Source organism: Rhodobacter sp. CZR27 (assembly GCF_002407205.1).
Classification (GTDB): Bacteria; Pseudomonadota; Alphaproteobacteria; order Rhodobacterales; family Rhodobacteraceae; genus Cereibacter_A.
Genome location: NZ_CP023548.1, coordinates 3,265,296 through 3,278,643 on the forward strand (window position 1 = coordinate 3,265,296; position 13,348 = coordinate 3,278,643).

The window sequence follows — 13,348 nt, forward strand, 5'->3', positions numbered from 1 at the left end:
CCGAACGCCTCGGGTCGCGTTCGGTTCCCGAGAATGTTGAGACAGGGGACCTTGTATATGACCTCCGACACGACGCCCGACCTCGCCAGTGTGATCGGGAGCAACCTGCCGTATCTGCGTCGCTACGCTCGCGCGCTGACCGGCAGTCAGGAGACCGGCGATCGCTACGCCGCCGCCACCCTGGAAGCCATTCTGGAGGATACACACATCTTCGACGTCGCCGAAAGTCCCAAGGTGGCCCTGTTCCATGCCTTCCATCTCGTCTGGGCCAGTGCCGGGGCGCCGCTGGGCGAGCCGGACAGCCGCCTGTCGCGGCGCGCGCAGGATCACATGGCGGGCCTGACCCCCAACACGCGCGAGGCGCTGCTTCTGCACGCCATCGAAGGCTTCCGGCAGGACGAGATCGGCGCGATCATGCAGGTCGATGCCTCCGAGGCGGCCGAGCTGATCGACATCGCGCAGCGCGAGATGGCGAATTCCGTGGCCGGACGGATCATGGTGATCGAGGACGAGGCGATCATCGCCATGGACATCGTCGCCATCGTCCGCGAGATGGGCCACGGCGTCACCGGCATCGCCCGGACCCGGACCGAGGCCGTGGCGCTCGCCTCGAAGGAGCGGCCGGACCTGATCCTCGCCGACATCCAGCTGGCCGACAACTCCTCGGGCATCGACGCGGTCAACGACATCCTGAAGCAGTTCGAGGACATCCCCGTGATCTTCGTCACGGCCTTCCCCGAGCGTCTGCTGACGGGCACGCGGCCCGAGCCGGCCTTCCTGATCACCAAGCCCTATTCCGAGGATCAGGTTCGCTCGGCCGTCAGTCAGGCGATGTTCTTCTCGTCGACCGAGACGCTCAGCGCCTGAGGCGGCGGTCACTCCGCTGCCTGGCTCCCGCGCTCTTCCGCAGCCCGGACCAGCAGGGCCAGAACCGCGTCGCTGGTGAAGGGGCGCGGCAGCACCCACCAGAACCTTCCTTCGCCGGCATCCTCCGCCTCGTCGCCGATCAGCACGAGGCGGGTTCCGCGTGCCAGAAGATCCTGCACGGCTGGCAGGCGCCCGGCCTCGGCAGGCGACAGCCCGAGGAAGGCGACGAGCGGAACGTGATCCTCGGGGATGGCCCGGGGGTCGCGACCGAGGATCACGTCGGCTGCCGGATCGTGGTCGCGTATGGCCTGCGCGACATCCTCCGCAATGACCACATGCTTCAGAGCGACGAGATAGCACGAATGCACTTGGACTTAACCCCACACGGCATGATGATGAAGTTCATCTATGCGCCCATCCGCGGCGCTCTGCATTAAACTGCGACATGTCCAGCGGTGCCGCCTCCGATGTCACTCCCTGCCGGCGCTGCCCGCTGCGCCCGAAGCCGCTGTTCATGCCGTTCGACGCGTGCGAGCTGGCCTTCATGGAGCGCTTCAAGACCGGCGAGCTGAGCGTCGGCCCCGGCGTCGCCCTGCTTGAGGAGGGGCAGGGCAGCGCGCATCTGTTCACCGTGCTCAGCGGACTGGGCATGCGGACCACCTCGCTGGAGAATGGCCGGCGCCAGGTGATCAACTTCCTGTTCCCGGGCGATTTCATCGGTCTGCAGGCAGGGCTTGTGGGCGAGATGCGCCATTCGGTGGAAACGACCACGGCCATGGTGCTGTGCGTCTTCAACCGGTCGGACCTGTGGCTGCTGTTCCGCGAGCAGCCCCAGCGGGCCTATGACCTGACCTGGATCGCGGCCGTTCAGGAGCATTTCCTGGGCGAGACGATCGCCTCGCTCGGCCAGCGCGACGCGACCCAGCGCATCGCCTGGGCCCTGCTTCGCATCCACGATCGGCTGGCGGCCGTGGGAATGGCGGACCGCGGGCGCGTGCCGATGCCCTGGCGCCAGCAGGACCTTGCGGATGCGCTGGGCCTGTCGCTCGTCCATACCAACAAGACGATTCGACGGCTGGGCAGGGCCGGCCTGATCGACTGGCGCGGCGGCCAGATGTCGCTTGACGCCGATGCCCTTGCGGAAGTCGCGCTGGTGGACCGCGACAGCCCGCGGCCTCGTCCCCTGATCTGAGTCCCTCGCGGAACCACTCATGCCGGGCGGCGTTCTGCCTGCACAGGACCGGCGGCCCCAGCCGCGCGGCTCCCTCCTTAAATCGCGGAGTTAACACCCATGTCTGGCAAGACTTTCGTGGCCGCCCTGCTGGGCGCTGCCCTGACCATGCCTGCGCTTGCGCTGGCGGCCGAGCCGACGATCAAGTCGATCGACGTGCAGACCTCGCTGACCGATCTCGCCAATCCCGAGGCGGCGGCCTACTGGAAATCGCTCGATACCGACCTCGAGACCGCCATCGCGGCGCAGCTCGTGGGGCGGCTGGGCGACGAGGGCATGGACATCAAGGTGGACATGAGCGAGGTCGCGCTGGCCAACTACTTCCAGTCGCAGGTGGGCACGGCCGAGAGCACCATGGCCGGCACGGTGAATGTGGTGGACCTGACGGACAACACCAACTTCAAGACCTTCGAGCTGACGGTCACGATGAACCAGGCGCTGCCGCTGCTGCCGCCGGGCGTCGACATCACGGTGATCCCGCCCACCAGTGCCGAAGTCTATTCGGCCATGGTCGCCACCTTCGCCACCGCGGTGGTCGAGCGCATCGACAACTGACGGCGCTGCACCGGTTACCTTCGGGAAGGCGGTGCTCCGGCGCCGCCTTTTTCCATGGGACACCTGCGGCATTGCGCATGCGTTGCCCGGGAAAGGGCTGCGCGAGCGGCGGTGTCGGGAGGGATCGGGAAAAAGGCGCGCCGCCGGCAGGGGAGGGATGGCCCTGCTGGCGGCGCTCGGCCCGCGGCCGTTCAGGGCAAGGCGTCGGGGAAAAGCGCCAGCCACGGGATTGCCGGATAAACCTGCCGGGCCGGCCGAAGTTCCCCCGCCCCCGCAGAAAATTTCGCTCCGCCCGCTCAGGTGCTCGGCAGCGTCAGGCCACCGCGCAGCCCGCGCGTCACGCTGCCGTTCGCCGGGACCAGCGGGATGAGGCAGGCCTGCACGGCATGGTAGAGGTCGGGCTTGCCGCGGAAGACGCGTTCCACCGGCCGAAGCTCGGGGTCGAGTTCGGCGAACCAGCCGCCATGCACCGGATCGATGAAGCGGAGGGCGACGAAGTCCCAGATCCGCCGATACCAGTCTTCGAAGCGCTGGTCTCCGCCCATCTGCCGCAGGACATAGGCGGCGGCGATCCCTTCGGCGCAGGGCCACCAGAACCGGTCCTCGCGGTCCGGCCGGTCGCTCCAGTGCAGGGTGTAGTAGAAACCGCCGCGCCGCTGGTCCCACCCGATGGCGACGGTGTGCAGGAACAGCGCCTCGGCAGCCTCCTGCATCCAGACCTGCGTCTGCCCGCCCAGCTGCCACAACTGCACCAGAAGCCGGCTCCATTCCAGCGCATGGCCGGGCGTGGTGCCCGAGGGGCGGAACATCGGATCGCCCGCATGGTCGCGATCCACCTGCCAGTCGTCATGAAAATGCTCGGGCACGCGCCAGCCCTCGGCCCGGGCGTGGCGGTCGATGATCAGGCTGGCGATCCGCTCGGCCATGGTGAGGCAGGTCATGTCGCCCGTCGCCTCGTAGGCCGCCATCAGCGCCTCGGTCAGGTGCATGTTGGAATTCTGCCCCCGATAGGGGCCGAGCGGCTTCCAGTCCTCGGTGAATTCCTCGCGCGAGGCGCCGGCCGCGGCATCCCAGAAGCGCGTGTGCAGCACCTCGGTCACGTCGGCCAGCAGGCGGTCTGCGTCGGGGTGGCCCGCGACCCTGGCCGAGGCGGCGGCGAGCAGCACGAAGGCATGGCCATAGGCCTGTTTCGTCGCATTGACCGGGCCGTCGTCGTCGAAGCTCCAGATGTAGCCGCCGTGCCGCGGGTCGCGGTGGCGGGACCACAGCGTCTGCATCCCGTGGTCGATCATCCGGTCGGCCCCGGGCAGGCCGAGTTCCTGTGCCAGCCCGTAGCAATGGACCATGCGGGCGGTGTCGTGGATCTGCCGCAGCGCCCCGGCCTTTCCGCCCAGGGGGCGACCCTGCAGATCCAGCGCGTGAAACCCGCCTTCGGGGTTCAGGGCGGGGCGGAAGAAGTCGAACAGCCCGCGCGTCTGATCCAGAAGCCACATCCGATGCACCGGCCGCTGCACCCAGTCCGGCCCGCCGCTTGCGATCCAGCCCATGATCTCCTCCCTTTTCCTGGAAGGAAGATAGGCCGGGGCAGGGGATCAGGCCAGCGGATGGCGCCACTGCTCGGGCGGCCGCAGGCCATGCGTCCGGACGCGCCGCCGAGCCTCTCGGGCCGGCCGTGACGCCTGTCAGGCGAGCAGATGGCGCAGCAGGTCCGGCAACTCGTCGTGGTGGCTGAACAGCCCGTGGTGCGGCAGGTCGTGCACGGGGGCGTGGCGATAGCCCTCGGTGAACAGGGCAAAGCGCAGGCCGGCTGCCTCGGCGGTGGCGGCGTCCACTTCGCTGTCGCCGACATAGAGCGTCACCGCCTCGCCAAGTGCCGCCGCTGCGGCGCGAAGCGGCGCCGGGTCGGGCTTCCGCTGGGGGAGACTGTCGCCCCCGATCACCTCGTCGAACAGGTCCAGCACGTCGAAGTGCCGCAGGATCTGCCGCGAGGCAGCGACCGGCTTGTTGGTGCAGAGCGCGATCCGCCAACCGTCGGCGTGCAGGTGGCGCAGGGCGGCCTCCGCTCCGGGATAAACCGTGGTCAGGCTGGCCGGGTCCGTCTCGTAGTGCCGCATGAAGCGGGCCTGCAGGTCGGCGTGCCGATGCCCGTCGGGCGCCTCGCCGCGCGCTGCCATCACGCGCTGGATCAGCACGCCCACACCATTGCCGATGAAGCCCGTGACCTGCGCCAGCGACAGTGGCTCGGCCCCCTCTTCCGCCAGCGTCCTGTTGACCGCCGCGTGAATGTCGGGCGCCGAATGGATCAGCGTACCGTCGAGGTCGAACACCACACCGGGCATCAGTCCACCGCCACCAGATCCTCGAGCCCGGCCAGACCGCCCAGCTGCGAGAAGCAGCCGACCAGCCGGTCGGCGCCTGCGAATTCCTCGCGCCGGGTGTAGAAGCCCGGCGAGACGATGCAGCGCAGCCCCGCCGCCTTTGCAGCGCGAAGCCCGTTCAGCGAATCCTCCAGCGCCACCGCACGATCCGGCGAAAGGCCAAGCTCGCGCAGCGCAAGGTGGTAGACCTGCGGCGAAGGCTTCTTCTCGGCCACCATGTCGCCGGCGGCAATGACCTCGAAGATGTCCGAGGCCGCCGCACCGAAGCACGCCCGGCAGAGCGCCTCGACATTCGGCAGGCTGGTCGTGGTGGCGATGGCAAGCCGGACGCTGGCCCGGCGGGCCTCGTCGATCAGGGCGCCAATGCCCGGGCGAAGGCCAATCTCGCCCTCGGCCATCAGGGCCACGAAGCGCTCGGTCTTGGCGCGGTGGATATCGGCCACGGGCATGGGCGCGGGATCGCCCTTCTGGTGGCGCAGGAAGCGGGCGATCCGCTCCTTGCCGCCGGTCGTGGTCAGCAGGTCGCGATAGTCGTCGCGGTCCCAGTACCAGTCCACGCCGATGGCGGCGAAGGTCTCGTTGAAGGCCCGGCGGTGCAGTTCCTCGGTCTCCGCCAGCGTGCCGTCCACGTCGAAGATGATGGCCTTGATCATTTGGCGCCCGCCGCCGCCCGCCGCTCGCTATCGAGCCCGCCCTTGAACACGCGGCTGGCGCGGATGTCCTCCTCGTCGATGGTGGACAGGGCGGCTGCGTCGAGCGGGCCGCTCGAGGATGTGAACAGCCGGTTCGCCTGCCGCAGCCGCGCGCGATCGAGCGCGTTGCGGATCGAGCGGGCATTGGCGAAATGCGGCTGAAGCCGGCGCAGCCCGATGTATTCCTGCAGCGCGGCCTTCGCCGCATCGGTCAGCCGATAGCTCTGGTCGGACAGCATGTGGTCCGCGATCCGGAACAGTTCCTCGTCGGAATAATCGGGGAATTCGATGTGATGCGCGATGCGCGAGCGGAAACCCGGGTTCGACTGGAAGAAATTCTCCATCCGGTCGGCGTAGCCGGCAAGGATCACCACCAGGTCGTCGCGGTTGTTCTCCATCACCTGCAGCAGGATCTCGATGGCCTCCTGGCCATAGTCACGCTCGTTGTCGGGGCGATAGAGGTAATAGGCCTCGTCGATGAAGAGGACGCCCCCCATGGCGCGCTTCAGGACTTCCTTGGTCTTGGGCGCAGTGTGGCCGATGTATTGCCCCACCAGGTCGTCACGGGTGACCGAGACCAGATGGCCCTTTCGCACATAGCCCAGCCGGTGCAGCAGCCCCGCCATCTTCAGCGCCACGGTGGTCTTGCCGGTCCCGGGATTGCCGGTAAAGCTCATGTGCAGCGTCGGCGTCTCGTGGGCGAGGCCAAGCTTCTGCCGCGCGCGTTCGACCAGCAGCAGTGCCGCCGTCTCGCGGATCCGGTCCTTCACGGGCTTCAGGCCGATCAGTTCGCGGTCGAGTTCCTCCAGGACCTCCTTGGCACCCGAGCCTTCGTATTCCGCGCGAAGGTCGATGCTGGTGGGAGCGGCCACTTCGTCGTTCATCTCGAACCCCGGACTGTCTGTTTCATTCCGAATTAGAACGCGGGGCGGCAGGGACGAGGCAAACCTTTTGTCGCAGGCATTCCCGGAGCGCCGCGCTTGTATGGAACCCGGGGGGCAATCGGCCCCCCGGACTCCGTCCACCGATCCGCAGGGAGGATAGGATCAGCGGACGACGGTGTGGGTGTAACGGATCGAGCGTCCGTCCACCTCGGTGCGCTGCATGGCGATCCGCGGCTCTTCCTTCGGACGGTTGACGATGAAGCTCATCGTCACGGTCTCGAAGCCGCGGGTCGAGTCGAAGGCGTTGATGCGGATGTAGTGCTCGGGGAAAGCCTTCCGGCATTCGTCGAGTTCCATCATCACGCCCTTCGCGTCGCGGAGGTCGAACATCGGCATGCCCCACATCTCCCAGTAGGTGTTCCGGGGATGCGGGTTGTCGGTGTATTCGAGGCTCACGGCCCAGCCGCGGCCGAGGCAGTATTCCACCTGCGCCGTGATCTGCGCGTCCGTGAGGTCGGGCAGGAACGAGAAGCAGCCTTGGGTGATGCGCATGTCCGTTGCTCCTTACATCGCGACCGAGGCGGTCGGCACGAAGTCCGACGTGTCGGTGGAGGTGTAGTTGAAGGTGATGTTGCCCCAGGTATCGAGGGCAGCTTCCAGCGGCTTGCACCACTTGGCGGCGGCGCGGAGGATCTCCGGCCCTTCCACGTCGATGTTGCGGCCCTCGTTGCGCGCCAGAACCATGGCTTCCAGCGCCACGCGGTTCGCGGTCGCGCCCGCCTGGATACCCATCGGGTGGCCGATGGTGCCGCCGCCGAACTGCAGCACCACGTCATCGCCGAACAGGCTCAGCAGCTGGTGCATCTGGCCGGCGTGGATGCCGCCCGAGGCGACCGGCATGACCTTGCGCATGTCCGCCCAGTCCTGCTCGAAGAAGATGCCGCGCTGCAGGTCGACCTCGTTCTTCGACTCGCGCAGGACGTTGTAATAGCCCTGCACCGTCATCGGGTCGCCTTCCAGCTTGCCGACCGCAGTGCCCGCGTGCAGGTGGTCGACGCCGGCGAGACGCAGCCACTTCGCGATGACGCGGAAGCTGACGCCGTGGTTCTTCTGGCGGGTATAGGTGCCGTGGCCTGCGCGGTGCATGTGCAGCAGCATGTCGTTCTGGCGGCACCACTCGCTGATCGACTGGATCGCGGTCCAGCCGACGATCAGGTCGACCATGACGATGACCGAGCCGAGCTGCTTGGCGAACTCCGCCCGACGATACATCTCTTCCATCGTGCCGGCGGTGATGTTGAGGTAGTGGCCCTTCACCTCGCCCGTCTGGGCGGCGGCAAGGTTCACGGCCTCCATCACGTAGAGGAACCGGTCGCGCCAGTGCATGAAGGGCTGCGAGTTGATGTTCTCGTCATCCTTCATGAAGTCGAGCCCGCCCTTCAGGCCCTCATAGACCACCCGGCCATAGTTCTTGCCGGACAGGCCCAGCTTCGGCTTGGTCGTTGCGCCCAGAAGGGGCTTGCCGAACTTGTCCAGACGTTCGCGCTCGACGATGATGCCGGTCGGCGGACCCTTGTAGGTCTTCACGTAGGCGACCGGGAAGCGCATGTCTTCCAGACGCGCGGCCTTCAGCGGCTTGAACGAGAACACGTTGCCGATGATCGAAGCCGTCAGGTTGGCGATCGAGCCTTCCTCGAACAGGATCAGGTCATAGGCCACCCAGCAGAAATACTGCCCCGGCGTGCCCGGCACGGGTTCCACCTTGTAGGCCTTGGCGCGGTAGCTGTCGCAGGCGGTCAGGCGGTCGGTCCATACCACGGTCCAGGTCGCGGTCGAGCTTTCGCCCGCGACGGCCGCGGCGGCCTCGACCGGGTCCACGCCCTCCTGCGGGGTGATGCGGAACAGCGCGAGGACGTCGGTGTCCTTCGGCTCGTAGTCGCCATCCCAGTAGCCCATCTGGGCGTATTTCAGCACGCCCGCCTTGTAGCGTTCCTTGCCCTTGATCTCGGTCGACTTGTTGTCCATGTCCGTTCCTCCCTGTCAGGCGGCTTTGGCGGTGGCGACCGCCGGATCAAGCGCGCCGCTCGCGTAGCGCTTGGCCATGTCATCCAGCGGGATGACGGTGATCTTCGAGGCGTGCCCCGCGGTGCCGAACCGCTCGAAGCGGTCGCGGACGAGGGTTTCCATCTCCTTCATCGCGGGGATGAGGAACTTGCGCGGGTCGAACTCCTTCGGGTTCTCCATCGCGACCTTGCGGAACTGGCCGGTCAGCGCCATGCGGCAGTCGGTGTCGATGTTCACCTTGCGCACGCCATGCTTGATGCCGCGTTCGATTTCCTCGACCGGCACGCCGTAGGTCTGCGGCATCTGCCCGCCGTACTTGTTGATCAGGTCCTGCAGCTCCTGCGGCACCGAGGACGAGCCGTGCATCACGAGGTGCGTCGAGGGCAGGCGCTTGTGGATCTCCTCGATGACGCTCATCGCGAGGATCTCGCCATCGGGCTTGCGGCTGAACTTGTAGGCGCCATGGCTGGTGCCCATCGCGATCGCCAGCGCGTCGACCTTCGTGGCCATCACGAAATCGACCGCCTGGTCGGGATCGGTCAGCATCTGGCTGTGATCGAGTTTGCCCTCTGCGCCCGAGCCGTCCTCGGCCTCGGCTTCGCCCTTTTCGAGGCTGCCCAGCACGCCCAGTTCGCCCTCGACCGAGGCGCCGACCCAGTGCGCGCAGTCCGAGACGCGGCGGGTGATGTCGACGTTGTACTCGTAGGAGGCGACGGTCTTCATGTCGGCCTTCAGCGAGCCGTCCATCATCACCGAGGTGAAGCCGTGGCGGATCGCCGACAGACAGGTAGCCTCGTTGTTGCCGTGATCCTGGTGCAGGCAGACCGGGATCGTCGGGTTCATCTCGGCCAGCGCCTCGACCATGTGGCGCAGCATGATGTCGCCGGCATAGCTGCGGGCGCCGCGCGAGGCCTGAAGGATCACCGGCGCGTCGCAGGCCTTGGCGGCCGCCATGATGGCGAGCCCCTGTTCCATGTTGTTGATGTTGAACGCGGGCACGCCATAGCCGTGCTCTGCGGCATGGTCGAGCAGCTGTCTGAGGGTGATAAGGGCCATGTATCTCCTCCGGGTGTGGGTCAGGCCAGCCGGCTCTCGCGCACGAGGCGCTCGATCAGCGGCGTCAGGATCAGTTGCATCGCGAGGTCGAGCTTGTTGCCCGGGATCACGATAGAGTTGGCGCGGCTCATCCACGAGCCGTGGATCATCGAGGTGAGGTAGGGGAAGTCGATGCCGCGCGGATTGCGGAAGCGGATGACGACGAGGCTCTCGTCGGCGGTCGGGATCCAGCGCGCCACGAATGGGTTCGAGGTGTCCACCACCGGGACGCGCTGGAAGTTGATGTCGGTCTGGGTGAACTGCGGCGTGATGCAGTGCACATAGGCGTGCATCCGGCGCAGGATCACGTCGGTGACGGCCTCGGTCGTGTAGCCGCGGGTGGCGCGGTCGCGGTGGATCTTCTGGATCCATTCGAGGTTGATCACCGGCACCACGCCGATCTTCAGGTCGGCCAGGGCCGCGAGGTTCACCTTGTCGTTCACCACGGCGCCGTGCAGGCCTTCGTAGAACAGCAGGTGGCTGTCCGAGTCGAATTCGCGCCAGTCGGTGAAATGCCCGGGCGGCACACCGGTCTTCTCGGCTTCGGCCGCGTCATGGACATAGGTCCGGGTGCGGCCCTTGCCGGTCTCGCCGTATTCGCGGAAGACCCGCTCCAGTTCCTCGAGTTCGTTGGCCTCATAGGAGAAGTGCGAGAAGGTCGCGTCGCCCGCGGCATAGCGGCGGTCAAGCTCGGCCTTCATGTCGGCGCGGTTGAAGCGGTGGAAGGCGTCGCCCTCGATCGACACGGCCTTCACGCCCTCGCGGCGGAAGATCTGGTCGAAGGTGTGCTTGACCGTGGATGTGCCCGCGCCAGACGAGCCCGTGACCGAGATGATCGGGTGTTTCTTGCTCATGATGGGAACTCAGCTCCGGAACAGTCCGCGATTGCCGAAAAGGGCCGACGTCTCCTGCTCCGGCAGGTCGTGGTAGGCCGTGATGCGGGCCACCTTCTCGGCGGACCCGAAGACGAAGGGCGTGCGCGCGTGCAGGCGCGAGGGCGTCTGGCTCAGGATCGGGTTCTCGCCGTCCGTGGCGCCGCCGCCCGCCTGGGTGATGACGAAGGCGATGGGCGCGCATTCGTAAAGGTAGCGCAGCCGGCCGTGCTCATAGCCCTTGCGGCTGTCGCGGGGGTAGAGGAACACGCCCCCTCGCGCGAGGATGCGGTGCGTCTCGGCCACCAGCGAGGCGAGCCACCGCATGTTGAAGTTGCGCCCGCGCGGGCCTTCGGTGCCGGCCACGCAGTCGTCGATGTAGGCGCGGATCGGCTTCGGCCAGTGCCGGTAGTTCGAGGCGTTGATCGCGAACTCGGTCGAGGTCGGCGGGACCTTCACGTCGCCGTTCACCAGCACGAAGCTGCGGGTGCCGGGGTCGAGCACGTATTTCTGCACGCCCTTGCCGAAGCTGACCATCATGCAGCACTGCGGGCCGTAGATCACGTAGCCGCCTGCCAGCAGCTCGGAGCCGGGGCGCAGGAAGCTCGCCTCGGCGGTGGCCTCGGCAGGCCAGATCGCGAAGATCGTGCCGACCGAAAGGTTGGTGTCGATGTTCGACGAGCCGTCGAGCGGGTCGATGGCCAGCGCCAGCGTCCCCGCCTCGTTCACCGTGACGGCATCCTCCTGCTCTTCGGAGGCGTAGAATTTCACGGCGGAACCGGCGAGCGCATCGCGGAAGGCATCGTCGGCGATGACGTCGAGTGCCTTCTGTCCGTCGCCGTCGGTGTTGGTGCCGCAGAGGCCGGCAAGGTCCTCGTCAATGCCGCCCCGGGCGATCCGGTTCGCGACCTCGATCGCGACCGAGCCGACGCGATCCATCACGTCCTGCAGGTCGGCCGGGATGGCATCGGGATTGGTGGAAAACGGCTTCACTCTCATCTCCTCCACTTCACGATCCCCACCTTGCCGATCCTGTGATTTTGTGGAATTTAATAAGAGTGAATTTTGCTTCGGAAAAACTGAAATGATCCGGCTGGATGCGGTCACCCTGAAGCAGTTGCGTACCCTGACGGCGGTGGCCGAGACCGCCTCGCTGACCGGTGGCGCGGCGCGGCTGGGCCTGACCCCGCCCGCAATTCACAGTCAGATCAAGAACTTGGAGGATGTGTTCGGTGTGCCTCTCCTGCACCGCTCACCCGAGGCGGTGCCGTTCACGCCGACGCTTGCGGGCGCAGCGGTCCTTGAGGCCGCTCGCCGCATCGAAGTCATTCTGTCGCAGTGCTCATACCAAGTGATGGCGGTCAGCCAGGGGCGGACCGGGCAGGTCACGCTGGGCGTGGTCTCGACCGGGCGCTACTTCGCCCCCCGGCTGGTGAAGGTCCTGAGCACCGCCTGTCCCGACATCCGAATCGCGCTGCGGGTGGGCAACCGCGAGCAGGTGATCGACGACCTCGCCCGTCACATGGTGGACCTCGCCGTGATGGGCCGTCCGCCGCGTCTGCCCGAGGTCGCCTCGGTCGCGCTGGGCCCGCATCCGCACGGCATTGTCGCGCCGCCGGATCATCCGCTGGCGGGTCTGGCGGAGGTGCCGGTGCCCGAGCTTCTGGCGCAGACCTTCCTCGCGCGCGAGGAAGGCTCCGGTACGCGGCTTCTGATGTCGCGCTATCTCGACCGGCTGGGCGAGGGGCAGGTGGTGGACCTGATCGAGATGGACTCGAACGAGACCATCAAGCAGTCGGTGATCGCCGGTCTCGGCATCGCCTTCCTGTCGCTGCATGTGGTGATGGACGAGTTGCGCTTCGGCCAGCTCGTGCAGCTTGCCGCCCCGGGTCTTCCCATCGAGCGTCACTGGTTCCTCGTTCATCCCGTGGACCGGATGCTCTCGCCCTCGGCACTCAGGCTGCAGGAGGAGATCGTGAAGCTGAAGGGCTCCTACCTGCCCGCAGTGGCGGGTCAGACGCCGACATAGCGCGCGAACTGCGGCGCATCCGGAGCCAGGGCCGCGGCGGCGACGCTCTCGGCGACCTGCCCGGTCTCGACGAAGGCCACCCGGTCGGCAAGGTCCAGCACCGCCTCGATCCGCTGTTCCACCAGAATGACCGCGACCCCCATGCCCCGCAGCGCGCGCACCGTGTCGCGGATCAGGGCGATCATCGAGGGCTGCAGGCCCTCGGTCGGTTCGTCCAGCAGCATCACCTTCGGTTCAAGGCAGAGCGCGCGGCCGATGGCCAGCATCTGCTGTTCGCCCCCCGAGAGGGTCGAGGCGGTCTGCGACAGCCGCTCGCGCAGCCGCGGAAAGAGGTCCAGCACCCGCTCGCGCACCCTCGGGCCCCGGCCGCGGGTCATCAGGCCGATCTCCAGGTTCTCGGCGACGGTCAGCGGCCCGAACAGCCGCCGCCCCTGCGGCACGTAGCCGATCCCGAGCCTCGGGATCCTGTGTGCCGGAAGCCCGTCGATGTGCTGCCCGTCCAGCGCGATGCTGCCGGCGGTCAGCGGGACCTGCCCCATGACGGCGCGCAGCAGCGTTGTCTTTCCGGCGCCGTTCCGGCCCATGACGCAGGTGACCTCGCCGGCGCGCGCCTCGAAGGACAGGCCGCGCAGAACCTGCACCCGGCCATAGCCCGCGTCGATGGCCTCGACCCGCAGCATC

15 protein-coding genes are annotated in these 13,348 nt (G+C 67.4%); 4 read left to right on the top strand and 11 right to left on the bottom strand.

Annotated features, from left to right (window positions below; genetic code table 11):
- Window positions 1-57: 57 nt before the first annotated feature.
- Window positions 58-867 carry a response regulator gene (locus CK951_RS15855; protein WP_096787040.1) on the top strand — a complete coding sequence of 270 codons (810 nt, stop codon included), beginning with the start codon at window positions 58-60 and terminating at the stop codon, window positions 865-867.
- An 8-nt stretch (window positions 868-875) separates the two neighbouring features.
- Here the strand turns inward: CK951_RS15855 and CK951_RS15860 are convergent, their stop codons facing one another.
- A complete protein-coding gene (locus tag CK951_RS15860) occupies window positions 876-1,235 on the bottom strand; it encodes a hypothetical protein (RefSeq protein ID WP_096787041.1) in 360 nt (119 codons plus the stop codon).
- Between the two features lie 146 nt (window positions 1,236-1,381).
- Between CK951_RS15860 and CK951_RS15865 the strand changes: the two genes are divergently transcribed.
- Window positions 1,382-2,059 carry a Crp/Fnr family transcriptional regulator gene (locus CK951_RS15865; protein WP_232520642.1) on the top strand — a complete coding sequence of 226 codons (678 nt, stop codon included), beginning with the start codon at window positions 1,382-1,384 and terminating at the stop codon, window positions 2,057-2,059.
- 99 nt (window positions 2,060-2,158) lie between these two features.
- Complete coding sequence (locus CK951_RS15870) at window positions 2,159-2,653, top strand: hypothetical protein (RefSeq protein ID WP_096787042.1); 495 nt, start codon at window positions 2,159-2,161, stop codon at window positions 2,651-2,653.
- 296 nt (window positions 2,654-2,949) lie between these two features.
- Here the strand turns inward: CK951_RS15870 and CK951_RS15875 are convergent, their stop codons facing one another.
- From CK951_RS15875 to CK951_RS15915, 9 genes are all read right to left on the bottom strand, one after another.
- Window positions 2,950-4,200: an AGE family epimerase/isomerase gene (locus CK951_RS15875; protein WP_096787043.1), complete on the bottom strand. Its 1,251-nt coding sequence runs from the start codon at window positions 4,198-4,200 to the stop codon at window positions 2,950-2,952.
- Between the two features lie 135 nt (window positions 4,201-4,335).
- Complete coding sequence (gene gph, locus CK951_RS15880) at window positions 4,336-4,992, bottom strand: phosphoglycolate phosphatase (RefSeq protein ID WP_096787044.1); 657 nt, start codon at window positions 4,990-4,992, stop codon at window positions 4,336-4,338.
- Entirely contained in the window at window positions 4,992-5,684 is a 693-nt protein-coding gene (locus CK951_RS15885; protein ID WP_096787045.1) for an HAD family hydrolase, read from the bottom strand. Before CK951_RS15885 ends, gph begins: the two co-directional genes overlap by 1 nt.
- Window positions 5,681-6,607: a CbbX protein gene (gene cbbX / locus CK951_RS15890; protein WP_096787046.1), complete on the bottom strand. Its 927-nt coding sequence runs from the start codon at window positions 6,605-6,607 to the stop codon at window positions 5,681-5,683. The genes CK951_RS15885 and cbbX overlap by 4 nt, the downstream gene beginning before the upstream one ends.
- 162 nt (window positions 6,608-6,769) lie before the next feature.
- Window positions 6,770-7,159, bottom strand: coding sequence for a ribulose bisphosphate carboxylase small subunit (locus tag CK951_RS15895; protein WP_096787047.1), 390 nt, complete (start codon window positions 7,157-7,159; stop codon window positions 6,770-6,772).
- Window positions 7,160-7,171: 12 nt separating this feature from the next.
- Window positions 7,172-8,632 (bottom strand): form I ribulose bisphosphate carboxylase large subunit, encoded by a 1,461-nt coding sequence (locus tag CK951_RS15900; protein ID WP_096787048.1) that lies wholly within the window; start codon window positions 8,630-8,632, stop codon window positions 7,172-7,174.
- A gap of 15 nt (window positions 8,633-8,647) precedes the next feature.
- The gene (gene fba, locus CK951_RS15905; protein WP_096787049.1) at window positions 8,648-9,727 is read right to left on the bottom strand and encodes a class II fructose-bisphosphate aldolase; all 1,080 of its coding nucleotides are present in this window, start codon (window positions 9,725-9,727) and stop codon (window positions 8,648-8,650) included.
- Window positions 9,728-9,747: 20 nt separating this feature from the next.
- Entirely contained in the window at window positions 9,748-10,620 is an 873-nt protein-coding gene (locus CK951_RS15910) for a phosphoribulokinase (protein ID WP_096787050.1), read from the bottom strand.
- A gap of 9 nt (window positions 10,621-10,629) precedes the next feature.
- The gene (locus CK951_RS15915) at window positions 10,630-11,637 is read right to left on the bottom strand and encodes a class 1 fructose-bisphosphatase (RefSeq protein WP_198402372.1); all 1,008 of its coding nucleotides are present in this window, start codon (window positions 11,635-11,637) and stop codon (window positions 10,630-10,632) included.
- An 85-nt stretch (window positions 11,638-11,722) separates the two neighbouring features.
- On the opposite strand from CK951_RS15915, the gene cbbR reads away from it, so the two are divergent.
- Window positions 11,723-12,667: a LysR family regulator CbbR gene (cbbR, locus tag CK951_RS15920; protein ID WP_096787052.1), complete on the top strand. Its 945-nt coding sequence runs from the start codon at window positions 11,723-11,725 to the stop codon at window positions 12,665-12,667.
- Here cbbR and CK951_RS15925 read toward each other — a convergent pair.
- The gene (locus CK951_RS15925) at window positions 12,652-13,347 is read right to left on the bottom strand and encodes an ABC transporter ATP-binding protein (protein ID WP_096787053.1); all 696 of its coding nucleotides are present in this window, start codon (window positions 13,345-13,347) and stop codon (window positions 12,652-12,654) included. The genes cbbR and CK951_RS15925 overlap by 16 nt on opposite strands.
- Window position 13,348: the final 1 nt, after the last annotated feature.

Excerpts from the sequence above, each read along its gene's own strand:
- CK951_RS15870 (WP_096787042.1), top strand. The coding sequence starts at position 2,159 with ATGTCTGGCAAGACTTTCGTGGCCGCCCTGCTGGGCGCTGCCCTGACC.
- CK951_RS15900 (WP_096787048.1), bottom strand. The coding sequence starts at position 8,632 with ATGGACAACAAGTCGACCGAGATCAAGGGCAAGGAACGCTACAAGGCG.
- CK951_RS15865 (WP_232520642.1), top strand. The coding sequence starts at position 1,382 with ATGCCGTTCGACGCGTGCGAGCTGGCCTTCATGGAGCGCTTCAAGACC.
- CK951_RS15925 (WP_096787053.1), bottom strand. The coding sequence starts at position 13,347 with ATGCTGCGGGTCGAGGCCATCGACGCGGGCTATGGCCGGGTGCAGGTT.
- gph (WP_096787044.1), bottom strand. The coding sequence starts at position 4,992 with ATGCCCGGTGTGGTGTTCGACCTCGACGGTACGCTGATCCATTCGGCG.
- fba (WP_096787049.1), bottom strand. The coding sequence starts at position 9,727 with ATGGCCCTTATCACCCTCAGACAGCTGCTCGACCATGCCGCAGAGCAC.
- CK951_RS15885 (WP_096787045.1), bottom strand. The coding sequence starts at position 5,684 with ATGATCAAGGCCATCATCTTCGACGTGGACGGCACGCTGGCGGAGACC.
- CK951_RS15895 (WP_096787047.1), bottom strand. The coding sequence starts at position 7,159 with ATGCGCATCACCCAAGGCTGCTTCTCGTTCCTGCCCGACCTCACGGAC.
- CK951_RS15875 (WP_096787043.1), bottom strand. The coding sequence starts at position 4,200 with ATGGGCTGGATCGCAAGCGGCGGGCCGGACTGGGTGCAGCGGCCGGTG.
- CK951_RS15855 (WP_096787040.1), top strand. The coding sequence starts at position 58 with ATGACCTCCGACACGACGCCCGACCTCGCCAGTGTGATCGGGAGCAAC.
- CK951_RS15910 (WP_096787050.1), bottom strand. The coding sequence starts at position 10,620 with ATGAGCAAGAAACACCCGATCATCTCGGTCACGGGCTCGTCTGGCGCG.
- cbbX (WP_096787046.1), bottom strand. The coding sequence starts at position 6,607 with ATGAACGACGAAGTGGCCGCTCCCACCAGCATCGACCTTCGCGCGGAA.
- cbbR (WP_096787052.1), top strand. The coding sequence starts at position 11,723 with ATGATCCGGCTGGATGCGGTCACCCTGAAGCAGTTGCGTACCCTGACG.
- CK951_RS15915 (WP_198402372.1), bottom strand. The coding sequence starts at position 11,637 with ATGAGAGTGAAGCCGTTTTCCACCAATCCCGATGCCATCCCGGCCGAC.